Annotated in this window: 26 protein-coding genes and 1 tRNA gene; 14 read left to right on the plus strand and 13 right to left on the minus strand. The window is 44.9% G+C overall.

Going from position 1 to position 22,341, the window contains the following annotated elements; genetic code table 11:
• Positions 1 to 8: 8 nt before the first annotated feature.
• From hflX to NDI42_RS20170, 7 genes are all read right to left on the minus strand, one after another.
• Positions 9 to 1,697 carry a GTPase HflX gene (gene hflX / locus NDI42_RS20140; RefSeq protein WP_190456110.1) on the minus strand — a complete coding sequence of 563 codons (1,689 nt, stop codon included), beginning with the start codon at positions 1,695 to 1,697 and terminating at the stop codon, positions 9 to 11.
• Positions 1,698 to 1,792: 95 nt separating this feature from the next.
• Positions 1,793 to 2,227 carry a tetratricopeptide repeat protein gene (locus NDI42_RS20145; RefSeq protein ID WP_190456071.1) on the minus strand — a complete coding sequence of 145 codons (435 nt, stop codon included), beginning with the start codon at positions 2,225 to 2,227 and terminating at the stop codon, positions 1,793 to 1,795.
• A gap of 169 nt (positions 2,228 to 2,396) precedes the next feature.
• On the minus strand, positions 2,397 to 2,666 hold the full coding sequence (locus tag NDI42_RS20150) for a hypothetical protein (protein ID WP_190456072.1): 270 nt from the start codon (positions 2,664 to 2,666) through the stop codon (positions 2,397 to 2,399).
• A gap of 140 nt (positions 2,667 to 2,806) precedes the next feature.
• Complete coding sequence (locus tag NDI42_RS20155; RefSeq protein ID WP_190456073.1) at positions 2,807 to 3,148, minus strand: type II toxin-antitoxin system PemK/MazF family toxin; 342 nt, start codon at positions 3,146 to 3,148, stop codon at positions 2,807 to 2,809.
• On the minus strand, positions 3,135 to 4,586 hold the full coding sequence (locus NDI42_RS20160) for a tetratricopeptide repeat protein (protein WP_190456076.1): 1,452 nt from the start codon (positions 4,584 to 4,586) through the stop codon (positions 3,135 to 3,137). Before NDI42_RS20160 ends, NDI42_RS20155 begins: the two co-directional genes overlap by 14 nt.
• Before the next feature lie 62 nt (positions 4,587 to 4,648).
• Positions 4,649 to 5,626, minus strand: a complete 978-nt coding sequence (cofG, locus tag NDI42_RS20165) for a 7,8-didemethyl-8-hydroxy-5-deazariboflavin synthase subunit CofG (protein WP_190456077.1) — start codon at positions 5,624 to 5,626, stop codon at positions 4,649 to 4,651.
• A gap of 73 nt (positions 5,627 to 5,699) precedes the next feature.
• Complete coding sequence (locus NDI42_RS20170) at positions 5,700 to 5,843, minus strand: hypothetical protein (protein WP_190456082.1); 144 nt, start codon at positions 5,841 to 5,843, stop codon at positions 5,700 to 5,702.
• On the opposite strand from NDI42_RS20170, the gene NDI42_RS20175 reads away from it, so the two are divergent.
• From NDI42_RS20175 to NDI42_RS20180, 3 genes are read left to right on the plus strand one after another with little or no spacing between them, the layout of a single operon-like run.
• On the plus strand, positions 5,842 to 8,748 hold the full coding sequence (locus NDI42_RS20175; RefSeq protein ID WP_190456084.1) for a glycerol-3-phosphate acyltransferase: 2,907 nt from the start codon (positions 5,842 to 5,844) through the stop codon (positions 8,746 to 8,748). The two genes, NDI42_RS20170 and NDI42_RS20175, sit on opposite strands and share 2 nt — an antisense overlap.
• Positions 8,749 to 8,793: 45 nt before the next feature.
• Positions 8,794 to 9,081: a Ycf66 family protein gene (locus tag NDI42_RS28950; protein ID WP_199311198.1), complete on the plus strand. Its 288-nt coding sequence runs from the start codon at positions 8,794 to 8,796 to the stop codon at positions 9,079 to 9,081.
• Complete coding sequence (locus NDI42_RS20180) at positions 9,082 to 9,477, plus strand: hypothetical protein (RefSeq protein ID WP_190456088.1); 396 nt, start codon at positions 9,082 to 9,084, stop codon at positions 9,475 to 9,477.
• A gap of 35 nt (positions 9,478 to 9,512) precedes the next feature.
• Here the strand turns inward: NDI42_RS20180 and NDI42_RS20185 are convergent, their stop codons facing one another.
• Together NDI42_RS20185 and NDI42_RS20190 are read right to left on the minus strand one after the other, a co-directional pair.
• On the minus strand, positions 9,513 to 10,262 hold the full coding sequence (locus tag NDI42_RS20185) for a Uma2 family endonuclease (RefSeq protein ID WP_190456089.1): 750 nt from the start codon (positions 10,260 to 10,262) through the stop codon (positions 9,513 to 9,515).
• 326 nt (positions 10,263 to 10,588) lie between these two features.
• Positions 10,589 to 11,044, minus strand: coding sequence for a pentapeptide repeat-containing protein (locus tag NDI42_RS20190; RefSeq protein WP_190456090.1), 456 nt, complete (start codon positions 11,042 to 11,044; stop codon positions 10,589 to 10,591).
• A gap of 317 nt (positions 11,045 to 11,361) precedes the next feature.
• On the opposite strand from NDI42_RS20190, the gene NDI42_RS20195 reads away from it, so the two are divergent.
• Together NDI42_RS20195 and NDI42_RS20200 are read left to right on the plus strand one after the other, a co-directional pair.
• A complete protein-coding gene (locus NDI42_RS20195) occupies positions 11,362 to 11,859 on the plus strand; it encodes a thiol-disulfide oxidoreductase DCC family protein (protein ID WP_190456091.1) in 498 nt (165 codons plus the stop codon).
• Between the two features lie 817 nt (positions 11,860 to 12,676).
• Positions 12,677 to 12,907 (plus strand): hypothetical protein, encoded by a 231-nt coding sequence (locus NDI42_RS20200; protein ID WP_190456092.1) that lies wholly within the window; start codon positions 12,677 to 12,679, stop codon positions 12,905 to 12,907.
• A 309-nt stretch (positions 12,908 to 13,216) separates the two neighbouring features.
• Here the strand turns inward: NDI42_RS20200 and NDI42_RS20205 are convergent.
• Positions 13,217 to 13,290, minus strand: a tRNA-Val gene (locus NDI42_RS20205).
• A 202-nt stretch (positions 13,291 to 13,492) separates the two neighbouring features.
• On the opposite strand from NDI42_RS20205, the gene NDI42_RS20210 reads away from it, so the two are divergent.
• Genes NDI42_RS20210 through NDI42_RS20225 form a run of 4 tightly spaced genes read left to right on the plus strand, consistent with a single transcriptional unit; the run spans position 13,493 to position 15,460 of the window.
• Positions 13,493 to 13,996 carry a DNA recombination-mediator protein A gene (locus NDI42_RS20210; protein WP_190421326.1) on the plus strand — a complete coding sequence of 168 codons (504 nt, stop codon included), beginning with the start codon at positions 13,493 to 13,495 and terminating at the stop codon, positions 13,994 to 13,996.
• A 31-nt stretch (positions 13,997 to 14,027) separates the two neighbouring features.
• Positions 14,028 to 14,444 carry an MAPEG family protein gene (locus tag NDI42_RS20215; protein ID WP_190456093.1) on the plus strand — a complete coding sequence of 139 codons (417 nt, stop codon included), beginning with the start codon at positions 14,028 to 14,030 and terminating at the stop codon, positions 14,442 to 14,444.
• Positions 14,445 to 14,466: 22 nt separating this feature from the next.
• Positions 14,467 to 14,958, plus strand: coding sequence for a YajQ family cyclic di-GMP-binding protein (locus NDI42_RS20220; protein WP_190421322.1), 492 nt, complete (start codon positions 14,467 to 14,469; stop codon positions 14,956 to 14,958).
• A gap of 31 nt (positions 14,959 to 14,989) precedes the next feature.
• Positions 14,990 to 15,460 (plus strand): YidH family protein, encoded by a 471-nt coding sequence (locus tag NDI42_RS20225; protein ID WP_190456094.1) that lies wholly within the window; start codon positions 14,990 to 14,992, stop codon positions 15,458 to 15,460.
• A gap of 62 nt (positions 15,461 to 15,522) precedes the next feature.
• Here the strand turns inward: NDI42_RS20225 and hemL are convergent, their stop codons facing one another.
• Positions 15,523 to 16,824 carry a glutamate-1-semialdehyde 2,1-aminomutase gene (gene hemL, locus NDI42_RS20230; protein ID WP_190456096.1) on the minus strand — a complete coding sequence of 434 codons (1,302 nt, stop codon included), beginning with the start codon at positions 16,822 to 16,824 and terminating at the stop codon, positions 15,523 to 15,525.
• Between the two features lie 135 nt (positions 16,825 to 16,959).
• Between hemL and NDI42_RS20235 the strand changes: the two genes are divergently transcribed.
• Both NDI42_RS20235 and hisIE read left to right on the plus strand, forming a co-directional pair.
• A complete protein-coding gene (locus tag NDI42_RS20235; protein ID WP_190456097.1) occupies positions 16,960 to 17,148 on the plus strand; it encodes a ChaB family protein in 189 nt (62 codons plus the stop codon).
• A 102-nt stretch (positions 17,149 to 17,250) separates the two neighbouring features.
• Positions 17,251 to 17,898 carry a bifunctional phosphoribosyl-AMP cyclohydrolase/phosphoribosyl-ATP diphosphatase HisIE gene (gene hisIE / locus NDI42_RS20240; protein WP_190456098.1) on the plus strand — a complete coding sequence of 216 codons (648 nt, stop codon included), beginning with the start codon at positions 17,251 to 17,253 and terminating at the stop codon, positions 17,896 to 17,898.
• 161 nt (positions 17,899 to 18,059) lie between these two features.
• Here hisIE and NDI42_RS20245 read toward each other — a convergent pair whose 3' ends face one another.
• Together NDI42_RS20245 and NDI42_RS20250 are read right to left on the minus strand one after the other, a co-directional pair.
• Complete coding sequence (locus NDI42_RS20245; protein WP_190456099.1) at positions 18,060 to 18,458, minus strand: hypothetical protein; 399 nt, start codon at positions 18,456 to 18,458, stop codon at positions 18,060 to 18,062.
• 239 nt (positions 18,459 to 18,697) lie between these two features.
• Positions 18,698 to 19,945, minus strand: a complete 1,248-nt coding sequence (locus NDI42_RS20250; protein ID WP_190456100.1) for an MFS transporter — start codon at positions 19,943 to 19,945, stop codon at positions 18,698 to 18,700.
• A gap of 254 nt (positions 19,946 to 20,199) precedes the next feature.
• Here NDI42_RS20250 and NDI42_RS20255 point away from each other — a divergent pair, with 254 nt between their 5' ends.
• The 3 genes from NDI42_RS20255 to ruvA all read left to right on the plus strand — a co-directional run bounded on the left by NDI42_RS20255 (position 20,200) and on the right by ruvA (position 22,094).
• Entirely contained in the window at positions 20,200 to 20,379 is a 180-nt protein-coding gene (locus NDI42_RS20255) for a chlorophyll a/b-binding protein (protein WP_190439176.1), read from the plus strand.
• Positions 20,380 to 20,556: 177 nt separating this feature from the next.
• On the plus strand, positions 20,557 to 21,321 hold the full coding sequence (locus NDI42_RS20260) for a sucrose-phosphate phosphatase (RefSeq protein WP_199311199.1): 765 nt from the start codon (positions 20,557 to 20,559) through the stop codon (positions 21,319 to 21,321).
• 149 nt (positions 21,322 to 21,470) lie between these two features.
• Entirely contained in the window at positions 21,471 to 22,094 is a 624-nt protein-coding gene (gene ruvA / locus NDI42_RS20265) for a Holliday junction branch migration protein RuvA (protein ID WP_190439175.1), read from the plus strand.
• Positions 22,095 to 22,341 lie beyond the last annotated feature (247 nt).

The following is a 22,341-nucleotide window of genomic DNA, read 5'->3' on the forward strand; positions in this document are numbered from 1 at the left end:
CCAGCGGCTTAGCCGGGCGCGATCGCATAGTGAACCAGTTGGCTGATGCGGTGACGCAGAGTTTCTAAACCCAGGCGATCGCTTGCGGAAATAAACACCCCTTGGGGAAACTCCTCTTTTGCCAGTACCAGAGTATCGCCATCCACTTGATCCATCTTGTTAAAAACAATCAACGATGGCCCCGGCGTTACTGGCATTTCTGACAAAATCGCCATCACAGAACGAATCTGGCTTTGCCAAGCTGGATGAGACAAATCCACCACATGAAGCAGCGCATCCGCTTCTGTCACCTCTTCCAATGTGGCACGGAAAGCATCCATCAAGGAAGGCGGTAACTCGTGAATAAATCCCACTGTGTCTGTAATCACAATCTGCTGCGCCTCGTCTGTCACCGCATCGGGTATGACTAAACGCCGCGTAGTCGGGTCTAGAGTTGCAAACAACTGGTCTGCTGTGTAAACTTCAGCATTAGTTAGCACATTCAGCAACGTAGATTTACCAGCATTGGTATATCCAACTAAGGCAATTGAAGGAACATCCTGATGTTGCCGTTGTAAACGTAAGCGGGAACGGTGCGCTTGCAGCTGGTTCACTTGCTGTTGCAGTCTGGCAATGCGACGCTGAATTCCCCGGCGCTCAGTTTCTAACTTGGTTTCACCAGGCCCCCTAGTACCGATACCGCCACCGAGTCGAGACATCGCTTGACCGCGACCAGTCAGGCGCGGCAGCATATATTCCATTTGCGCCAATTCTACCTGCAACTTACCAGCACCAGACTGAGCGCGTTGGGCAAAAATATCCAAAATCACCTCAGTCCGGTCTACCACGCGGATACCAGTCTGAGTTTCCAGATTGCGGACTTGCGCGGGTGAGAGGTCGCGGTCAAAGACGATCAGGTTAACTCCCAGTGTTTGTGCAGTCAGGGCAATTTCTTGCACCTTACCTTCCCCAACCACGGTCTGAGGATGGGGACGGGGACGTTTTTGCTGCATTGTTTCCAACACTTGCCCCCCAGCGGTGTCCACCAACCGCGCTAATTCTTCCAATCCATCTTGGAATTGCAGGGGTGTCATGTCTTGAGTCATCAACCCCACCAGAAGGACGCGATCGCGATCGCTGTCTACTTGCTTGGCAACAAATTCTCGCTGAAACTCGGCTTCTAGTCCATCCACCAGTTCCAGAAAATCCTGGTTACTCAGCGCATCCAGGCTCATCGGTGGCGACAGATTCCAAATTGCTTCCGGATGAGGAACTAGGTGAGCTAGATAAGTTTCTTTGATGTAACCTGTGGCTCCCCCACCGCGTCGCTCAAACCCTCCCCCAGTCAGCGATAGCACTGCCAGCACGTCTAGCCGTTGCATTGCCATTGCGGTCAATGCAGCTTCACTCGGTGCTTCTGATTTCAGTTGAGTAGATATGCAGCGAATACCACTGAGTCGTTCTGCACCGTAACGAGGCAATTCTAGAGCGGGAATCTGCGTTTGTCTGGGGGTTCCCACTCCGACGCGAATCACCTGTCCCCGGCGATTAATGTAGACGGATACAGGCTGATTGATTTCGGTGCTAATTGCTGCCAACCGCTGGGCGAATTCCGCTGTCGTAATGTGATCGCCTGGTAGCCGCTGATGATAAAGTTTCTCTAGCTGCTTCAGCTGGCTGGACTTTAAACCTTGAAGATTACCGTAGATGGTTTCGATAGGCGTTTTGTGCCAGATAACCTGGCTCCTGAATTCTATAAATTTATTTTACTAATTTCCTGCTACAAGGGAGAGGGGAAAATACCCATTCCCGATTACCAATTACCCACTTTCTGAATTAGTCTTTGCCAAAGGGATGTCTTTTTGATTCCCAAGACTTTGTCATAGCTGGCGTAAGCTTGTTTGTAACGCCCCAACCCATGTAGCGCTGCGCCTCGAAACATCCAAGCTTCTTTATCTTCTGGTGCAATTTCTAAAGCTTTGTCACAACTTGTTAACGCTTCTTCATAGCGTTTGAGGTGAATTAACACCACGCCTCGGAACGTCCAAGCTGCTTGATTTTTTGGGGCCAGTTTTACAGCTTTGTCAAAGCAAATCAGCGCTTCTTCGTTGCGTCCTAAGTTAGCCAGCGCTTCGCCACGACGGTACCAGATTTCGTGGTCGTCGGAGTCAATTCCCAGCGGTTGCTCGTAGCGCCCTAATCTACGCATAGGTATTTTTACGCCAGTAAACTTGGCTTCAGAAGACATTAGTCTATTTTACGATGGGTTTTTCCTCTGGGATCGTTATGTTAAGGGATGCGAAGTAGAGGATGGGTGCGGATGCGATCGCGCTTTGCGGTGAGTGAGAATGCGATCGCGCTTATCTACTGATTCAACCATTAATTTGGTTAGCCAATCTACTAATAATGCAAAAAACCTAGACGATTGCACGAACTAGACGTATTACGAAAGCTCCGCTTATGCCCTTGACTAAAAATACTATCCAATCATTAGGTTGTTGAAAAGTTTCTGAGGCAACCTTATATCCAATTCCTGCTATTGCTCCTAAAATCAAAAGCCTACCAAAATCTACTATTAATTGATTACGCTGATTATTTATTTTTAATTGTATATAAAAATTCGTTGTATCTACAATCAAAAAATAACCTATAGCTGAAAAAACTAATAACCCTACTAAATACTTCATAAAATACTATATCCTTTAAAATTGTCAATTTGTAGCATTTCTCATCGAAAATAATTATAAAGACAAATTTTAAATGTTATGCCTGGGTTGGTGGAGTGCGCGATCGCGTTTGTGAGGTGAGTGAGGATGCGATCGCGCAATCAGTCACTCAGCAGCTTGCACAGCTTTTCAGCAATTTTCACCTGCGTATCAGATGACAATTCACCCAATTTTCGCTGGATTACGGTTGTAGAAACTGTTACCATTTGATGCAATCTGATAGTCGATGGTACGCGCAACCCTGAAGCACCAAAATCGGGATGGGCGCTATCTAACAGGATATCTGTTTCCAGTAAGCTAGATGGAATACGACTGGTAATATAAGCTAAGATGATGTGCCTTTTAGCTCCTACTGGGTTAGTTAAGCAAACGGCTGGACGCACCTTATTAGTCGATAAATCATCATAAGGAAAAGGTGCTAGAAAAATTTTACCTTTCGTCATAGAATGGTTCGCCGTCAGCTAAAGTGTAGATGTCTTCTTCTGGGTCTGTTATAAAACCATAATTTGGGTCACTGGCTACAGTTTTCGCCCATTCTGGGTCATGGAAGGGTTCGCCGTCAGCTAAAGTATAGATGTCTTCTTCTGGGTCTTTCAAAAAATCAAAAGCTGGATTTCTGACAACTGCTTTCAGCCATTCATATTCTTCCAGTTCTGCTTTTTTAAGTAAAGCAGCTTGCAGTGCCTCTTCTTTCCTATTACTTCCTTTCTGAATCAAAGCCTTAAAACGCTCATCATCTCGAATGCCGTCAAAATCTGAGTCATTTCTGGCGATATCCAGGTATTTATCAGGACTCAAGTTAATGGCTTGTTGCAAGTTCTCAATTGCTTGCTCAATATTACCCTGTAAGGCATAACAGCAAGCCTTGTTATAATAAGCGTCGGGATAGTCAGATTTTAATTCTAGGACTTTATCAAAGCTAGATATCGCTTCATCTAAGCGCCGCAATTTTAACAGTATAACGCCTCGGTATTGCCAAGTTAGGTAAAGGTTGGGTTGAACATTCAAGGCTTTATCATAGCTGCCAAGCGCTTCGTCTAAGTGTCCCAATTTTAGGAGTGTATTGCCCCGGTTGTACCAGACTTCTTGAGCGTCAGATTTTATTTGTATAGCTTTGTCGTAACTAACAATTACCTCTTTATATCGACCTAATCGATATAAAACACTACCCAAGTTATACCAATCTTCAAAACTATCTGGTTGGATTTCTAGAGCTTTGTTGAAGCTGGCAATTGCTTCCTCATAGCTACCGAGGTTAGTCAAAGCCACACCTCGGCTACCCCAACTCCAGTCATGGTCAGGCTGAATTTCTAGAGCTTTGTTGAAGCTGGCAATTGCTTCCTCATAGCTACCGAGGTTAGCAAAAATGACACCTCGGCTATACCAGCTCCAGTAATCATTAGGGTTGAACTGGATGGCTTTGTTGAAACTCGCAAAAGCATCTTCCAAGCGTTCTAAGTCAAATAGTGCAATACCTCTGTGATACCAGGCTTCGCTAAAGTCTGGTTGAATTTCCAGAGCTTTGTCCCAACTGACAATTGCTTCGTCAATTCGTCCTAACTCACTTAGGGCAATTCCCCGGTTGTACCAGGCTTCATAGAAGTCTGGTTGAATTTCCAGAGCTTTGTCCCAACTGACAATTGCTTCGTCAATTCGTCCTAACTTTACCAGCACAATGCCCTGATTGTACCAGGCATCGTAAGCATCATTTCTAATTTCTAGAGCTTTGTGGTAGCTAGCGATCGCTTCTTCAAAACGTCCCAAGTTAAACAGCGCATTGCCCTGATTGTACCAGGCTTCGTCTTTGTCAGGTTTGATGTCTAGAATTTTTTCGAGCCTGATGATTGCTTCTTTGTAGCTTTTTAAAAGTTCTGTACTCATTGGAGTATGTTTTTCGTTTAAGTTTTTTCGGATTCGTCATGTGGGCGTTAATCTAATCGCTTCTATTTCATTCTTTCTTCTAATAAACTAGCACTCCGCCACCGATTAACAGCTTCCTTTAACCTCTCCGACAACCAATCATCGTACTGAGGATAAACTGGCAATCTAGGCACTAATTCCCAACCCGTAGGTTCTAGAATGTCTCTTAGTTCCTGATGCTGAATATGAGGATAATCGGGATTAACTTCGTCTTTTGGCCCAATTCCTCCTAAATCTCTGGCACCAGCTTCTATACAAGCGAGTAACCAACTTGAATCTGTAACTAAATTGGGGGGAATTTGGATGGTAATATCTGCTGGCAGAATTTGACGCGCTTTCGCAATGACTTCTGGTAATTGATGCGGGTTAAAAGGTGGTGCGTCGAAGGTTTGTTGAGCGCCGGGGCTGTGAGGTTGGAGGATGACTTCTTGAATGTGATTGTAGCTTTGATGGAGGTGCGCGATCGCATCCAATGTTTCCCACCAATGGGTTGAACTTTCGCCAATCCCTAAAAGCAACCCTGTTGTAAAGGGGATTTGCAACTTTCCCGCCCATTCTAATTGTTGCAGCCGTAATTGTGGAACTTTACTTGGCGCGTGTTTGTGAACAGTCTGCAAAAGTTGCGACGTTAATTGTTCCAACATTAACCCCATCGAAACATTAACTTCTTTTAACTTAGCCATTTCCGCAAAGCTCAATGGGCCTGCATTGGTATGAGGCAAAAACCCCATTGATAATGCTAAATCGCATAAGTCATAAATCAACTGAAACCAAGACTCTCGACGTGAGGATTGGGGATGTACTTCACCGCTTAAAATTAAAATTTCACAAACTTCTTGACTTTGTAACCGGTTTAATATTTTTTCTGCGTCTTGTAGAGTCAGCCAGGGACTTTTACCTGGCTCAATGCGAAAGTTGCAGTAAGTACAGCGATTAAAACATTCGTAGGTAGGGACAACAGTGTAAGCGGGGCTATACGTGACAAAGCGGGAAAGTGGCATAGGTTAGATTTTTATAACGCAAAGGAACGCACAAGAAGAAGTATGATTTCTCGCCTGTCTAGACAGGCTTTGTTTATATAGCGGCGGCTACCCTTCGGGAAGGCGAAGCGCCTACAGTCGTCCGGCTTATTTTAATTTGCGCGATCGCTTGGAGCGTACCTTGGCGTTGAAAAACACTACTACAATTCAGGTGAGTGGTTATTACAACGGAAATCATGACGCTGACTCAAGTTTGGGGAGCGCTACTTATCTTTATTGTCTGTCCTCTACTAGGAGGATTGCCGCTAACTGCCTGGATTGTTCGCGCATTGTCTGGAAGGCAACTGTCAAGACTCGGCACGAGGAATGTGTCAGTCTCGGCGGCTTTTTATCACGGGGGACGGCTGGCGGGGATTCTAGCCGTGTTGTCGGAGGCTTTGAAAGGCATTGCCGCAGTATTGCTAGCTCGTGCCTTCTTTGAGACTGATCCAGCGTGGGAGCTAATCGCCCTAATTGCGCTGGTGATGGGGCGTTATTGGATGGCGCGGGGTGCGGGGACAACGAATGTGGTGTGGGGTTATGTAGTGCATGACCCGGTGGTGTCGGTCTTGGTATTTATAATTGGGGGAATTGGCTTTACACTGGTACGCGAGAGGAAGCTGGGGCGCATCTGGGTTTTGATTTTGTTACCCGTGCTGAAGCTACTTTTGCCGAATCGTACCACCGGCGAAGTTGTCGCCGCGATCGCTCTCAGTTCTATCATCGCCTGGATTTACCAAAATATCCCCGATGACCTCGATCTTCCAGCCACGCAAGCACAAAATGGGAATAAGGCTGTGTTTCGTTTTTTCCGAGGTGATAGAGCTATCGTTTCTCTGGATAAACCGTTAGACGCAAACAAAGTCGGTCAGAAAGCCGCCACGTTATCCCAGTTGAAGCGTTGGGGTTATTCGGTGCCGATGGGTTGGGTTTTGCCGCCAGGAGACGATCCGGCGCTGCTAATTGAGTATTTACAGCCTTCTGTTGCAGAACCTTTGGTAGTGCGTTCTAGTGCGGTGGGCGAAGATTCGGAACAATCTTCGGCGGCGGGACAATACGAAACAATATTAAATGTGACGAGTGGGGAAGCTTTGGAAGAGGCGATTACGCGAGTTCTAGCTTCATACAATAATCCGGCTGCTGTCCAGTATAGACGCGATCGCGAAGCCTATGCGCGAAGCGCTCCTCGCGACTTGCCAGAATCCTCAATGTCGGTGCTGATTCAAAAACAAATCCGGGGTGCTTTTTCTGGCGTTGCTTTCAGTCGCGATCCGATTTTCCAGCAAGGCGATGCTGTGGTAATTGAAGCATTACCGGGAGATGCTACGCAAGTTGTCTCTGGACAAGTTACACCAGAACAGTATCGGGTTTTTCTCGGCAATGTAGAAAATTTGGATGTAAATTCTCTAGAAGTTGAAGGTAGTGGTGATGTACCGCAGGGATTAATTCGGGAAGTCGCCTATTTAGCGCGTCAACTTGAGAGGCAATTTCACGGTATTCCGCAAGATATCGAATGGAGTTATGACGGACAAACGCTGTGGCTTTTACAATCGCGTTCTATCACCACTTTACAACCTATTTGGACGCGCAAAATTGCCGCTGAGGTGATTCCGGGAATAATTCGTCCTCTTACTTGGTCGATTAATCGTCCTTTGACCTGTGGAGTTTGGGGAGAAATTTTTACTTTAGTTTTGGGAGAAAGAGCGGCTGGTTTAGACTTTAATGAAACTGCTACTCTACACTTTTCCCACGCCTATTTTAATGCAACGCTGTTGGGTCAGATTTTCCTTCGGATGGGTTTACCGCCGGAAAGTTTGGAATTTTTAACTAGAGGTGCCAAATTTTCTAAGCCGCCTTTTAGTTCTACGGTGCAAAATGTGCCTGGTTTAATGCGGTTGCTTGGACGCGAATTGAGTTTGGAAAAAGATTTTGAACAAGATTATAAAAATTTACTTTTTCCGGTTCTAACGGTAGAAACTGCTTTAAATAACCAAGATGCGTTATTCCAACGGATTGAGAAACTTTTGGATGTGCTAAAAACTGCGACTTATTACAGCATTTTAGCTCCTTTGAGTTTGGCAATCCGGCAGGGGGTTTGGAAAGTCAAAGATATTGATTTGGATAATAGTATAGCTCCGGAAGTTGCTTCTTTGCGATCGCTCCAAGAACTTGCACGGGAAGCCCGTAATTTGCTCCCATCTTCGCAATTATCCTCGGATTCGCCTTCTTTATTCGCAACGCTGGCTGAAATTCCCGATGGACAGACTATTTTGGAACGATTCGATCAATGGCTTGATCGTTACGGTTATTTGAGTGAGGTGGCGACAGATATCGCGGTTCCAACTTGGAAGGAAGATCCCCATGCGGCGCGAGAATTGTTTACTCAGTTTTTGGGAGAGAACGAACCGCCGAGGCGCAGAGAACGCAGAGAGAAAAGGGGATGGAAGGTTGATGCTGTGCAGCGGCGACTTGATTTGAAGGGAAAGGTTACTGAGGTTTATAGCCGTTTGTTGGCTGAGGTAAGATGGTGTTTTGTTGCTTTGGAGGAAATTTGGTTACGGTCGGGTTTACTATCTGAGTCTGGTGATATCTTTTTCCTAGAATTTGATGAGGTTCGGCGGATAATTGAAGGGGAGAATAAAAGTTTAATTGAGAAAGTTTCGCAGTTGGTGGAAAAAAGGCGATCGCAACTTAAACAAGATAGTCAGCTTACTAATATTTCCCCCTTAGTTTACGGTAATGCGCCGCCAACTCTCAACTTTATCCCTCAATCTTCAATTTCTACAAAGTTGTTGCAAGGAATTGGTGCTAGTCCCGGACAAGCTGAGGGAAAAGTGAAAGTTATCCGCAATTTACAAGCAATTTCTGATATTGACCGCGATACAATTCTAGTTGTACCTTACACCGATTCTGGTTGGGCGGCGCTATTATCTCGTGCTGGCGGTTTAATTGCAGAAGTAGGTGGGCGACTTTCTCACGGTGCAATTGTTGCGCGTGAATATGGTATCCCAGCAGTGATGGATATTCACAATGCTACTAGGCTGTTGCAAGATGGTCAGCGTGTTAGAATTGATGGTCAACAAGGAATTGTAGAAATTTTGTAAGTTCTAAAAATGAATTAATCCCCTAGCGAATTAATAAAAGTCAATATGATAAACTTTGGACTCAACATAGCCAGCCTTTTAGGCATCTTACTAGCACTTATAGGTATATTAATTATACCTTTAGGATTATCGCTTCGTAGACCCTTCAGAGTGGGAAATGTAATTCAAGATATAGTTTTTGCTGTAATATATTTATTGTCCGGTATCATATTCTTTTTCCAGGGATGGCGACTCGATCCGGTTTTACAATTTGGGCAATTGCTATTAACCATTTCTAGTATTTACTTGCTGATCAAAGATATCCTTCGTCATTCTTCAATTTCCAGAGGTTAAATGAACAATAGCGCTAAGTTTGCTCTCGCCATAATTTTAGGTTATTCCTTGTCCTGCGCTCAAGCTACTGCTCAGGTAACTCCTAAAACAAACTGTCCTTATTCCGGAGGTCAGTGGTTAGTTCGGGCTAAAAACGTGAATCGCACTGTTCTTCAACGTCTAGCCAGAGAGTATCCAAGTTTACGACTCAGCGAATGTTACTGGGAAGACACCACTTCCTATAGGAATGTGAATGGCATCCAAATCGGCCCATTTCCCACTCCACAAACAGCAGGAGTTTTTTACCAGTATCTTACTTCTTATGGGATGCGTTCGACAGATGTAACTATTGTCAATCCTCCCTCTAGACCACTTCCAACGGTAAAACCAACAGTACAACCAAACCAGGCAAGATAGAAGGCAAAAGCTAATTGTAAAAAAACTATTAGTCATTAGCTAATTTCATCAGGGTTAATTCCTTGAGAACGCAAGTATTCGGCTAATTTATCTGCCCGTTGACGTTCTTGTTCAACTTTTTGGCGTTCTTGTTCTAATAATTCTTTCCCCCACAACAGCAAATTTTCCCCCTCATCCCACCAGCGCAACCAATAACCTGTACGTTCTTCCTTTTCCCCTCGCCAAACTCCCAAAAATAATCCCATGTCCGCTATCCAATGGCGACCTTCGGCGTTTGGTAATTCCAATTCATACCGTCCTGCTTCCAACTTATATACCTCCAGCAGTCCGGTTTCTTGGTCAAAAATTACATAAGTTGGGACTTGAAGTATTTGTTCGTAAAAAAACCACTTACCAGGCGGGTAGGTGCGTTTAACTGAATATTCACCACCATCAGTTTCAGAGAGGAATTCCATGACGACGCTGGGGTTGTCGCCTTCTAGGTTAGGGGTATAGCTTTTGCGTTCTTTACCCGCTTCTAGCACAGAAGGGACGTAAACCCAATCTGGCGCTTTGATTATCAAGTTCCCGTTAACAGTTGCACACAGCCCAAAATTTGAGGCAATGAGCATTTCTGGCTTGATATACCCCATAAGTTCTAGAATTTCTCGGAGTGCGCCTGCAATCAGAGGTTGACCAGTATTTTCCACAGGTTTTTCTTCTAATTGAAAGTCGTCAGGCAACTTTTCCCAGGTGACGGTCAGCGTTGCCATTGGGTGGACAAGATAATCCTGAGTCGTGACCATGACTTTACTATCTGAAAGTTTTAAGTGTTAAATAAACTTAGTTACTGGACTGCTTTGCAGTCTTGCATTAATTATCTACTAGAATTCTTACAATCAACCCTGAACTAAAGTTCGAGGCTTGGTAGCTAAAGTTAATCGTTAAGATTTTTGGGTAAATGTTTCAACCCATTTTAACGGGTTTAAGCTTTAAGAAGAAAAAATTCTTTTAAGGTTGCCAGAAACCCACTAAATAGAAAACTCCCATTTTCTGAAGTTTTACTCAAAAAATGGGAGAATCATCTGTGCTATGAGAGCTATTTAAAGCAGGTCTAGCCGTTCAATACAACCTAGTCCCAAGGTTGCATACCCGCATCTTCTCCACCAATACCAATGCCCGTGTTAAATATTTCGGCATCAGTAATGATCAGCCCATCCATAGATGCGCCATACACATTCGCGTCATAAATCTTGGCGTTAGTAAAATTAACTTGGTTGAGATTTGCTTGTTGAAAATTCGCATTGGTTACAAAAGCTAAGGTTAAATTAGCTCCTGTTAAGTTTGCATTAGTCAGGTCAGCGCCTTCGAGGTTGGCGTCCGTAAGGTTTGCGCCTTGTAAATTCGCTTCTCTCAAGTCAGCACCAAGCAAATGTGCGCCACGGAGATCCGCCCCTGATAAATCGCACCGAAAACATTGCCCAGTGGACAATAGCTGCTTTACGTGAAGCGGATTCTCAGCTTGAACTGGGTTAATGAAAAATAGGGGAGTGAATAAGGCGCATATTGCTAAAAGCTTGAGTTTCATGATTTTCCCCTTTATAACAAAGGTTGGTTCCGTTTTCTTCCTCACACTTCTCTATTATCTCACTAAGCTGCTTGAAGATATTGATCTATCCCACAGGCAAGTAGCGATCGCAAACATACTATTTAATTGATTAGGTGCTGTTTACCTGCGCGATTGGAATTACTGTAGCGTCTGTTAGAACCTGGCGATCGCGTTACTGGCACACACAAGCCTCAGCAAGCGGCAATTAGGGCAGGAAACCGATGACACCTAAAAATGTTAAGTTTCTTAAAATAGTAGAATCCTCGCTTGAGGAATAAGCTAATTGAGAAGTACCTATGTCGTTGAATACCCAATTTCCCGAATCGGTGGAAGTCGCTACTAAACCCCAGTCATGGCAGATTGAACTGCTGTACGACGGTGAATGTCCATTGTGTCTGCGAGAGGTCAACTTCTTAAAGAGACGGGATGCAGGTCGAGGGTTGGTGGCGTTTGTGGACATCGCAGGCGATCGCTACACCCCAGAAGCGCATGGCGGTGTTGACTTTGAAACGGCGATGGGGCGAATCCATGCCGTGCTTCCTGATGGTACGGTGATCAAGAATGTAGAAGTTTTCCGTCGCGTCTACGAGATTCTGGGGATGGGGTGGATCTATGCGGTGACAAAGTTGCCGATTATCGGTTCAGCCGTGGACTGGCTGTATGGGATTTGGGCTGACTGGCGACTCGCCGTTACTGGACGACCGAATTTGGCGACCATTGTAAGCGATCGCCAGAAGCGCATTGAGTGCGAGACGCAGGGGCGCTGTCGGCTAAATGATGATAATCAACCTTAAAATAGTGGATTTATTAACCTCCAATTCCCTACGTAGGGGCATGGTAGTGCCATGCCCCTATAGAACGCGAATTTTATAACTTATTTAATCCACATTCCTTAGCCAATAAGAATAACCTAACTAAAGGAAGTCAACTATACAAATGGGGTCAAGCTAATCTAAAAATAGACTACTTTCGCTAGTAGGGAAAACAAATGCAAGACTCAGCATATACTCTTTTCATTATCTTTGGTTGTATCTGGATACTAATGGGAGCCGCAGCAGTGGTCGCAGTCCTCAAATCCGATAATCAAGAACTTCAATTTGGAAAATGGGGACTGATAGTGACTCTCCCGATCGTTATCCCGTTTACTCTAGCTCTGCTCTATCAAGTAGCAAGACCATTTATTCTGAAATACCTTTTTTGAAAATTTGGGCTAAATCATAACATCAATACTTTTGTTAGCTGGAAAACTTGGGAGGTAATGCTGAGGGGGCGCGTGTCACTCCCTAGAGCAAATATATACTTTTTACGGGTAAGAGAGATTAGGTAAAAAAAGATTGTCTAATAAGTAGTTAACCCACTGGAGCCCTCGGTGAGGGAAATGCCTCCAAATTATCTGCTGTCGTTCAGCGCCAAGTTACTGCGAGATTATTTTTGGGGCGGTACGTTGGCTTTGTCGGTGGAGCGTTCTTAGCAAGGTAATTTAGTTGAGCTGTTAGACATACAAAGTAGAAATCAAATCTGATAGAGTTAAAGGTGTCATTGGTTATAGGTATTGGATACCAGCTATTAATACAAATGCACTTCTAGAGATGCAAACTGGAAGATAAATTAATGGTGGAATATTGCAGCGTCGCCTACGCTTGGATTGGAAGAGGATGGACTCAGGAGATTGCCTGGCTTCGTATACAGGGGGAGAAAGTTGTCCAATGGGAAGGAAAATACTGGACAGATTTCTTGAATCATATGGCACAAGAGCAGTGGGAGCTTGTTGCGGTAGCTCCATTAGGAGGCGGAGAGTCAGAAGTTTATGGGATTGCCGCTTATTTCAAGCGTCCTATTTAATCAGTTAAAGGAACCTAAAGCGTCGCCCCATTTTCCGAGAGGCGAACTGTTCTCAGTGCAAATTTAAGTCAGCAGCAGTCGTCACCTATAGCTTAATGTTCATTCGGCTACTGTATAAGCAAGAGCTTCAATCTACTCTAAGTAGCTTGTGAGCTTTCAGTGTGAATGAGGATAGTCGATCGTCTACATCTATTTTCTCGTCATTTTTTTTACGCATACTTTTGCCGCTATGGTTTTCAGGCATAACTTTGCCGGAGCGGCAAAATCAAACTTTAAATGACAACCTTATAGGGTTAGCAGTCTCTGTAATGGACACAACTGGACTCGAACCAGTGACCCCCACGATGTCAACGTGGTGCTCTAACCAACTGAGCTATGCGTCCGACGATTTATCAATATAACACAGGCTTTAGTAAATGTGCAAGGGGAATGGGAAAAGTTGGGAGTGAGGAGTTGTTAATTCAAAACTCATAACTCATAACTCCCGCCTCTTAACTTTTTAATTAGCAACAAAACCGCTGAAAGGGAATCGCAACAGTTACTAGGTCTGTTAAAATCTTATGGTCGTTCAGCTAGAAATCGTCTTTGAGCCAATCTATAGACCTACCCAAGGTCGATGCCTTAGCGCAAGAACTTGCGACAATCCAACAAACGGGTGCCAAGCGGATTGCTTTGTTGGGGTCGCGTCATGTTCCCATCACTCACCAGCATCTGATTGAGATGATGAGTTATGCCCTGGTTTTATCCGGCAATCGTCTACTCACTTCCGGTGCTACGGGAACTAATTTAGCCGCCATACGCGGTGCCATGCGTGCCGATGCTAGCCTGCTGACGGTGATTTTGCCCCAAAGTTTGGAACGTCAGCCACGGGAATCGCGAGAACAGCTAGAACAGGTGATGCACTTGGTAGAAAGTCCCGAAAATGACAATCTATCCCTTGCTGAAGCTAGCGCCTTGTGCAATCAAGAGATTGTTTCCCGGTGTCAACAACTCATCTGTTTTGCGTTTCACGACAGCCACACCCTGCTAAAAACTTGTCAGGATGCGGAAGATCAACGCAAATTGGTGACTTTGTTCTACTTTGATTAAGAGGACGGGTCGCTATCGTCTCGACAACCAAATGATAAATTTCCCTGTATCAACTGTTTTGTTGGACTGCATTGCCGCAGCCGCAGTCCTGATTTATCTACCATTTTTGGTGGTAGGCTACGCCCGTGCTAGCGTGGGGTATGACACGGCGGCACCCCGCGCCATGTTTGACAAACTGCCTCCCTATGGACAAAGAGCCACCTGGGCGCACCAGAACTCGTTTGAGGCGTTTATGATATTCGCGGCGGCTTCCCTGATGGCTTATGTGGCGGGGGTGAATTCGTCACTGGCAGCATGGGCAGCGATCGCTTTCGTTGTGGCGAGGTTGTTATACTCTGTTTTTTATATACTGAATGTTCCGTTAGCGCGAAGTCTCATGTTCGCCATCGGCTCCCTATCCAGTGGTACCCTCATTGTATTAAGCCTGCTGCAAGCCAATAGCAATTAACAATTAACAAACAACTTTTTTTATGGCTGCAACATACTCTTTTGATATTGTCAGCGATTTCGATCGGCAAGAATTAGTTAATGCCGTAGACCAAACCGAACGGGAAATCAAAAGTCGCTTTGACCTTAAAGACACTCAAACAACCATAGAGCTAGGCGAAGAAGCAATTACAGTTAATACCGACAGCGAATTTACTCTGGATGCCGTTCACACAATTTTGCAAACCAAAGCAGCTAAGCGTAATCTGAGCTTGAAAATATTTGATTACGGCAAAGTTGAATCAGCCAGTGGTAATCGCGTTCGCCAGGAAATTAAGCTGCGTAAGGGCATCAGCCAGGAAATCGCCAAACAAATCACCAAATTGATTCGAGACGAATTTAAAAAAATTCAAGGCTCCATTCAAGGCGATTCCGTCCGAGTTTCGGCGAAATCCAAAGATGAACTGCAACAGATAATTCAACGTTTGAAGCAGGAAGATTTGCCAGTTGCCCTACAATTTACCAACTATCGTTAGTACAATGCCCACGATACAAAAGTTGATTTAGATGTCGAATGGGCAGGAGCCGAAAATTGACCGACAACGAGAACACCAAGCCAACGAGCGTACCTTCCTGGCTTGGTTGCGGACTTCTATTGCGCTGATTGGATTTGGATTTGCGATCGCTCGTTTTGGTTTATTTTTGCGCGAGTTACAATCAGCTGTTACAGGTCAAGGTGCCATCTCCGAACCCTTCATCAACTCCCAAAGCTTGGGTGTAGGGTTGGTAATTGCTGGCATTCTAATTATCCCATTATCAGCGTGGCGCTACAACCAGGTTTTTTGGCAAATTGAGCGGGGTAACTTTCAGCCTAACCGCCTGATTGTCTGGATAACGGCGGGAATTGTGATGATTGTAGGAGTCTTGAGCATTCCCTTCGTTCTGTGGCGACAACCATCCACTCCTAGTACCCCATCTTCCCGCCGCAGCGAACAACTTGAGAGAAGGATTTTAAACGCAAAGATACGCAGAGGCTAACTTTCTTTGCGTTCCTCTGCGATATCCTTTGCCTTACGAGAGCGTTTAAAAAGCAATCATGTCTATAGACTCGACATTACCTCACGCGCAGCTGCCAAAGTGCGGTCAATATCTTCCTCAGTGTGTGCTAAGGAAGTAAACCCAGCCTCAAACTGAGAAGGTGCTAGATAAACGCCACGTTCTAGCATCCCACGATGGAAACGGCTAAACTTGCTCGAATCAGACTTTTTAGCATCTTCGTAGTTGTGGACTGGCCCAGAGGTGAAAAACAAGCCAAACATCCCGCTAATTTGACCGCCACAAGCAGCATGACCAGTTTCCTGGGCAATTTGCAGCAACCCATCGCTGAGCTTTTTGGTAATCCGGTCTAGATTCTCGTAGTTACCCGGTTTTTGCAGCAACTCCAGCGTCTTGATACCAGCAGTCATTGCCAGAGGATTCCCGGAAAGGGTTCCAGCTTGATACACGGGCCCTGCTGGAGCAATCATCGACATAATATCGCGCCGTCCGCCATAGGCTCCCACTGGCAAGCCGCCACCGATAATTTTACCCAGCGTTGTCAAGTCGGGAGTGATGCCAAATTTTTCCTGTGCGCCACCGTAAGCAATTCGGAATCCGGTCATCACTTCGTCAAATACAAGTAATGCGCCATTTTCAGAAGTCAGCATTCGCAAGCCTTCCAAGAAACCAGCGTCAGGTGTAATAAAGCCAGCGTTTCCGACCACAGGCTCTAGAATAACGCCAGCAATCTCGTTGGGGTTTTCCGCAAATAAAGCTTTGACGGCTTCTAAATCATTGTAGGGGGCGGTGAGAGTGTTGCTGGTTGCAGCCTTGGGAACGCCGGGAGAGTCGGGTAAACCAAGGGTAGCAACCCCAGAACCCGCTTTTACCAGGAACATATCGGCGTGACCGTGGTAGCAGCCTTCAAATTTAATTACCTTGTCCCGTCCGGTGAAAGCCCGCATCAGGCGCAGAACTGCCATACAAGCTTCTGTCCCAGAGTTGACAAACCGCACCATTTCAATACTGGGTACGGCATCAATTACCATCTCTGCCAGCACGTTTTCCAGCGCTGAGGGCGCACCAAAGCTGGTGCCTTTTTCCAGCGCTTCGTGAAGGGCGCTGATAACTTCTGGATGGGCGTGTCCGCAAATCGCTGGCCCCCAGGTGCCAACGTAGTCGATGTACTGGTTGCCATCGACATCCCAAATATATGCTCCTTTTACGCGGTCAAAGACGATGGGTTGTCCTCCCACCGATTTAAACGCCCTTACAGGTGAACTAACGCCTCCTGGCATCAAATTTTGAGCGGCTGCAAATATTTCGTCTGATTTGCTAGTTTTCAAATTTGTTGAAGTAACCAATGCTATTCCTCCGTTTGATGATAAAATCTCTGCCGCTAGATAGGCGCGAGTATTGATGAAAAAGATTACGTTGTTAAATTATCCTACTGAGGGCAATACCAATTCATTTCCTAGGAAAGAATCAGGATTTAACCCTTGAGTATCGGTTCTCGCCTCTTTGAGGCAGCCCAAGACTTGTATCGGGCTGCGTTCAATGCGGTTCAATGGTACGCAGAAGAGTCTAAAGCTCACGAGGTGGCTCGGCGGGCGGTTAGAAGTGAATCGGCAAACCTTAACAGTACCATTGGCAAATGCCTGGAACCAATTTTTGCGCCTTCTTATTAATTTAGCCAAGAATCGGTGTAATTTCTGGGGCAGCAAAATTGTGTTGAACAGCTGGCGGTTGCACAATGATATCTTGTACAAGGCGAGTCTATTATTCTGAAAATGCCAGTTGAACCTTCTGCTTTAAGTCAAGCCATCCCGGTTGATAAAATCCGCTACAACGAGCAGGGACTGGTGAGTGCGATCGCGCAAGATTATCTTGATGGCACTGTGCTAATGATGGCATGGATGAATCGGGAGTCGTTACAAAAAACTCTGGAAACGGGCGAAACATGGTATTGGAGCCGTTCTCGCGGCGAGTTATGGCACAAGGGGGCAACTTCCGGTCATATTCAGAAAATACGAAGTATTCGCTATGACTGCGATAGCGATGCGCTACTTATCAGTGTGGAACAGGTGGGAGATATTGCCTGTCACACTGGCGAACGCAGCTGTTTTCATCAAGTAGATGGGGAAAAAGTGCCGCCGCCAGCAGATACCCTTTCGGATCTGTTTGCGACTATTTGCGATCGCCGCGACAATCCAACTGAAACTTCCTACACTTGCAAGCTATTTGCTGGTGGTGATAACAAGATTTTGAAAAAAATTGGTGAGGAAGCAGCTGAAGTGGTGATGGCTTGCAAGGATGATGATAAGGAAGCGATCGCCGGTGAGGTTGCTGACTTGTTGTATCACACCTTGGTTGCTTTAGCTCACCATCACGTCGATGTTAGAGACGTTTATCGCAAGTTGCAGGAACGTCGCAGATAGTAAGTGTCTAGTTATTAAAAATTTTATACTAATGGAATTATGAACATTTACTGATTGATTTTAAAACTATAATTAAAGCAGGGAGACTTAAGTAAGCTTCCCTGCCTGTGTGCTTTATTTAAAGTTTTGAGGTTTATTTAATGGTAATTTTTGTTAAAATATTAACTACTTATTTTTTTTGAACACCAATTGATCAAAACTACTACTTTTAAATCAAGGTTTTTTATGTTTAAGGACAGGAAAATAATTAGATAAAAAATATAAGTGGATTTTGGTATATGCTCAGGAGGCGTTTCTGGAGTAGAATCTTTATTCCTTTGCTGCTTCGCTTCTTCATCATTTGGCTTAATATTTACATTTACACTCTGGGTTTGGTTTACTTTGTGTATTTCTTTACTTTGAGATACTGGACATTCACTTTCCCCATCTGCTCTCGCCGAGGTAGCGATAAAGATTAGAGGAAGGAAACATAGAAAACAGAAAATTGATTGAAGTAACTTATTTTTTTGCATAATAATTTTTTGGGGAAAAGTTTTGTTTGGCTTATGGTCATCACTCATCAACTCCTAAATAAAGCTCACCAGTATATAGTAGCACTATATACTAGCTGGCAAAGTACCACAGGTAGTACGGTTTTCTAGCTAAAAAATGTAGAGAAAACCGTACTAACGGTATAACCATAAATTACGTTACGAAACACTTAATCTTACTAGGTCAAAGTAATCACTGAAATCAATACAAATTAACATCACACAGGTTTAAAAGTAAGAAAAACCCTAATTTTCAAGGTTTCGGCGATTTATTGATTGTTCAATATCCGATTTAAATATTGCAAAATCGCAATTGTGATGGCTACACTTAACGCCAAACCCAGCCAGAAACCATGCGCCACTACTGGCGGTTGATCTAATGCCCAACCACCCAAGGGAGGGCCAATAAAATAGCCAATCGCCCAGCACAGGGAATTTATAGAGAAGTATACGCCACGCTGAGATTCGGGGGCTAAGACTGTAATTAGGGAAGACGCAGAGGGTGTGTAGGAGACGACAGCGATCGCAAACACTCCCATTGCTAAAATTGCCCACAATAGCTGGTTAGATGCGGCTACTCCCGTAAACCAAATTAAGCTGAATCCCAAAGACCAAAATAAGGCGGAAATACACAAAGCGTAGGGATGGCTCAAACGTTTAAATATTCTCACAACTGGCAACTGTAAGATAATTGCTAAAGCTAGGTGCCAGGTAAATAAGGCGCTAATTGTTGTGGGTGAGAAACCTTTGCCAGATCCTACAAGCAAGAAATTGCTGAAGTACAGCGGCATTGTACTTTGGGTTTGAGAGATATAGGTGGTGAAAATGATATTAACTAAGCAAAAAATTAACAGACGGCGATCGCGTAGTGCAGATGTCCAACTGCTTAATGCTTGTTGTTCCTGTTCTCCTGGCTTGTAAGTTTCTGCGATCGCTACATAAATCACCCCAAAGAACACCACAAACGAAATTGCATCAATTACAAACAGCTCTCGATAAGCCCCCGTTGTGCCGATTAATACACCCCCTAATACAATTCCTATCCCCAAGCCCAAGTTATCTGCCAGCCGCGTTATTGCATAAGCTTCATTTCGTTGTTCTCCCTGGGTTAAATCTGCTACTACTGACTCAGTAGCCGGCCAGTATAAACCCATGCCCATACCCATGAGCAAGTTACCCACAACAAAAATGTGAAAATCGTTGCTAATAGCTAATACAAGTGAAGCAACCGCCGAAACCGCTGCTGAAAGTAACAGGGTGCGCCTGCGTCCCCAAAATTGCGAATCCGCAAACGAACCGCCCAAAATGCGCCCAAGTACGCCAGAAATGGAGGCACTACCCAAGCCAATGCCTACTTGGGTGGCGGATAGCCCCACTTGATTTACAAAAAAGATGGGCGCGTAAAACAAAGTAAAGCCAGTGCCAACTCCTGATAAAAATCGCCCAGCCGCAAGAATCCAAACTTGAGAATTTAGCTGAGGCAACCAGGAAGATGTGGGTTTGCGAAAAAATTTCATGCCCAAAGGATAAATTAATCAAGCTTATAAAAATAATCCTGTGTACAAAAGCACGTCTAGCGCATCGCTTAAATTGAGGAATTGCTTAAATTGAGCAAAATTAACTTTCTGTGGGTGATAAAGATAGTTTTAACTGCTGGTGCGATCGCTTGCAGTCTCTACCCTGAGATAGAGAACACTCTCCTCGGTCAACGTTACATTTAGTTACATAAGCATATAAAGCTTAACAAAATAGCGAAACCGGAGTTTCCACCATGCAAGAGACAAAGAAAATAACACCTCCCGTGATGGATGACCGCAACGCTTGGAGATATGGCTTCAATCCTCAAGCCGAAATTTGGAACGGGCGACTAGCTATGATTGGCTTTTTAGCCGCTGCTCTTATCGAAATCTTTTCAGGTCAAGGTTTTCTGCACTTCTGGGGCTTGATCTAGAATCAATTTTGCTTAATGTCTGACATCATGTAACCTCAATTTCCAACCTGGGAGTGTTTTGAATACTTCCAGGCTTTTTTATTGTTAATTGACAAAGATGGATAGTGCGATTTTTACCGCACAGCACCATTAATAGCGCCTGCATAGGAAAATAATCCAAAAATCAAATCCGTAGCCATGAGCGATGTGAATGTGAAGCCATTTCTATTTGTGACCGATTTAGACAATACTTTAGTGGGTGATGACGACGCTCTGGCAGAATTGAACCGCCACCTGAGTAAGCATCGTGAAGAATGCGGAACTAAAATTGTTTATGCCACGGGGCGATCGCCTGTTCTCTACCAGGAACTCGCAACTGAAAGAGAGTTAATAGAACCTGATGTTTTGGTTTTATCTGTGGGTACGGAAATTTATCATAACGGCAGCGATAAGCCAGATCCCGATTGGATAAAACGCCTTTCGCAAAATTGGGATCGCGATCGCGTCGTCGCCACCACCGCACACTTTTCTGACCTAGTTCCCCAACCACAATCAGAACAAGGCCCTTTCAAAGCTAGTTACTTCCTCAGCCCAGAAGCCGCAGTTGAAGTTCTCCCCCAGCTTGAAGATTTATTGCAAGAGCGGGGGCTGGATGTCAAACTCGTGTACAGCAGCGGCAAAGACTTAGACATTCTACCTCGCTACGGTAACAAAGGAGCTGCAACAGCTTTTCTGCGGGAAAGCTTTGGCATCCCTCCGCTTCAAACCGTTGTTTGCGGTGATTCCGGCAACGATTTGTCTATGTTTGAGTCAGGTGAAACACGGGGAATCATTGTCGGTAATGCTCAGCCAGAACTGCTGAAGTGGCATCAAGCCAATCCTTCTGAAAATCGCTATTTTGCTAAAGCCTATTGTGCTGGAGGTATTCTAGAAGGTCTGAAGAACTTCGGCTTTTTAGGATAGAATTCTGGCAAAAATCCCTTCTGACTAAAGTCAGGCGCTACATAAACCAAGCCGTAGCGAGAGCAGACTGGCATCGGCTAATATTAAAAGTCCGCGCAGGCGGACTTTGTACGCGAAAGCCGCGACTTTAGTCGTCGGGATACAACCCCATGATCGCTTATCTCAAAGGAACGGTAGCTGGCATCCAGAAAAGCACCGCCAATCGCATTATTCTAATTCTGGAAGTTAATCAAATAGGATACGAACTGCAAGTCCCGCCGACCCTGGTGAATAAGTTACCAGCAGCAGGAGAAACCGTTCAAGTCTTTACGCACCAGCAAATTCGGGAAGACCAAATCACCCTGTATGGCTTTGCCTCGGCAGCGGAACGGGATTTGTTTCGCGCTCTCTTAAGCGTGAGTGGCATTGGTGCCAGAGGTGCGATCGCCCTCTTAGACACTTTGGGACTGCAAGACTTAGTGCAAGCAATTGTCAATGGCAACACTCGCGCCTTAGCCAAAACTCCCGGTATCGGTGCCAAAACCGCAGAACGTCTAGCATTGGAACTCAAAACCAAACTTGCAGAATGGCGACAATCTGCTGGTGCCGCCAGCGCCGGAGTTGGGCCTCCACCAGGAATTTTAGAAGATGTGGAGATGACACTACTTGCCTTGGGATATAGCAGCAGTGAGGTTGTGCAAGCACTTTCTGCTGTTAGTCAAGACGCGCTGCTGGCTAAAAGCCAAAATGCAGAAGATTGGATCAGACACGCGATCGCGTGGTTGAGTTTGTAACATATAACCCACTAGCCTACGCAAGCTGGCTTTCTTTATTTAGCCGCGACTTCTAGTCGTCCGGCTTTTTTTTATGGCGCGATCGCTCCTTTATTTAGCCATATTTAGCATTAATCGCCAAAATCTATCCTAAATCACCTTTAGTTTCTATTACCTCTTATTCCCTAATTATTATTCCCGATAAAGCCATTTTCTATCTCAAGATTGATTTCCAAGCGAGATGAAGACGTGGAAAATATTGTTGTAA

The sequence above is a fragment of the Funiculus sociatus GB2-C1 genome, from assembly GCF_039962115.1.
Taxonomy (GTDB): Bacteria; Cyanobacteriota; Cyanobacteriia; order Cyanobacteriales; family FACHB-T130; genus Funiculus; species Funiculus sociatus.

Coding starts and splice junctions, on each gene's coding strand:
- NDI42_RS20145 (WP_190456071.1), bottom strand. CDS start 2,227: ATGTCTTCTGAAGCCAAGTTTACTGGCGTAAAAATACCTATGCGTAGA.
- NDI42_RS20150 (WP_190456072.1), bottom strand. CDS start 2,666: ATGAAGTATTTAGTAGGGTTATTAGTTTTTTCAGCTATAGGTTATTTT.
- NDI42_RS20155 (WP_190456073.1), bottom strand. CDS start 3,148: ATGACGAAAGGTAAAATTTTTCTAGCACCTTTTCCTTATGATGATTTA.
- NDI42_RS20160 (WP_190456076.1), bottom strand. CDS start 4,586: ATGAGTACAGAACTTTTAAAAAGCTACAAAGAAGCAATCATCAGGCTC.
- cofG (WP_190456077.1), bottom strand. CDS start 5,626: ATGCCACTTTCCCGCTTTGTCACGTATAGCCCCGCTTACACTGTTGTC.
- NDI42_RS20175 (WP_190456084.1), top strand. CDS start 5,842: ATGACGCTGACTCAAGTTTGGGGAGCGCTACTTATCTTTATTGTCTGT.
- NDI42_RS20170 (WP_190456082.1), bottom strand. CDS start 5,843: ATGATTTCCGTTGTAATAACCACTCACCTGAATTGTAGTAGTGTTTTT.
- NDI42_RS28950 (WP_199311198.1), top strand. CDS start 8,794: ATGATAAACTTTGGACTCAACATAGCCAGCCTTTTAGGCATCTTACTA.
- NDI42_RS20180 (WP_190456088.1), top strand. CDS start 9,082: ATGAACAATAGCGCTAAGTTTGCTCTCGCCATAATTTTAGGTTATTCC.
- NDI42_RS20185 (WP_190456089.1), bottom strand. CDS start 10,262: ATGGTCACGACTCAGGATTATCTTGTCCACCCAATGGCAACGCTGACC.
- NDI42_RS20190 (WP_190456090.1), bottom strand. CDS start 11,044: ATGAAACTCAAGCTTTTAGCAATATGCGCCTTATTCACTCCCCTATTT.
- NDI42_RS20195 (WP_190456091.1), top strand. CDS start 11,362: ATGTCGTTGAATACCCAATTTCCCGAATCGGTGGAAGTCGCTACTAAA.
- NDI42_RS20200 (WP_190456092.1), top strand. CDS start 12,677: ATGGTGGAATATTGCAGCGTCGCCTACGCTTGGATTGGAAGAGGATGG.
- NDI42_RS20215 (WP_190456093.1), top strand. CDS start 14,028: ATGATAAATTTCCCTGTATCAACTGTTTTGTTGGACTGCATTGCCGCA.
- NDI42_RS20220 (WP_190421322.1), top strand. CDS start 14,467: ATGGCTGCAACATACTCTTTTGATATTGTCAGCGATTTCGATCGGCAA.
- NDI42_RS20225 (WP_190456094.1), top strand. CDS start 14,990: ATGTCGAATGGGCAGGAGCCGAAAATTGACCGACAACGAGAACACCAA.
- hisIE (WP_190456098.1), top strand. CDS start 17,251: ATGCCAGTTGAACCTTCTGCTTTAAGTCAAGCCATCCCGGTTGATAAA.
- NDI42_RS20245 (WP_190456099.1), bottom strand. CDS start 18,458: ATGAGTGATGACCATAAGCCAAACAAAACTTTTCCCCAAAAAATTATT.
- NDI42_RS20250 (WP_190456100.1), bottom strand. CDS start 19,945: ATGAAATTTTTTCGCAAACCCACATCTTCCTGGTTGCCTCAGCTAAAT.
- NDI42_RS20255 (WP_190439176.1), top strand. CDS start 20,200: ATGCAAGAGACAAAGAAAATAACACCTCCCGTGATGGATGACCGCAAC.
- NDI42_RS20260 (WP_199311199.1), top strand. CDS start 20,557: ATGAGCGATGTGAATGTGAAGCCATTTCTATTTGTGACCGATTTAGAC.
- ruvA (WP_190439175.1), top strand. CDS start 21,471: ATGATCGCTTATCTCAAAGGAACGGTAGCTGGCATCCAGAAAAGCACC.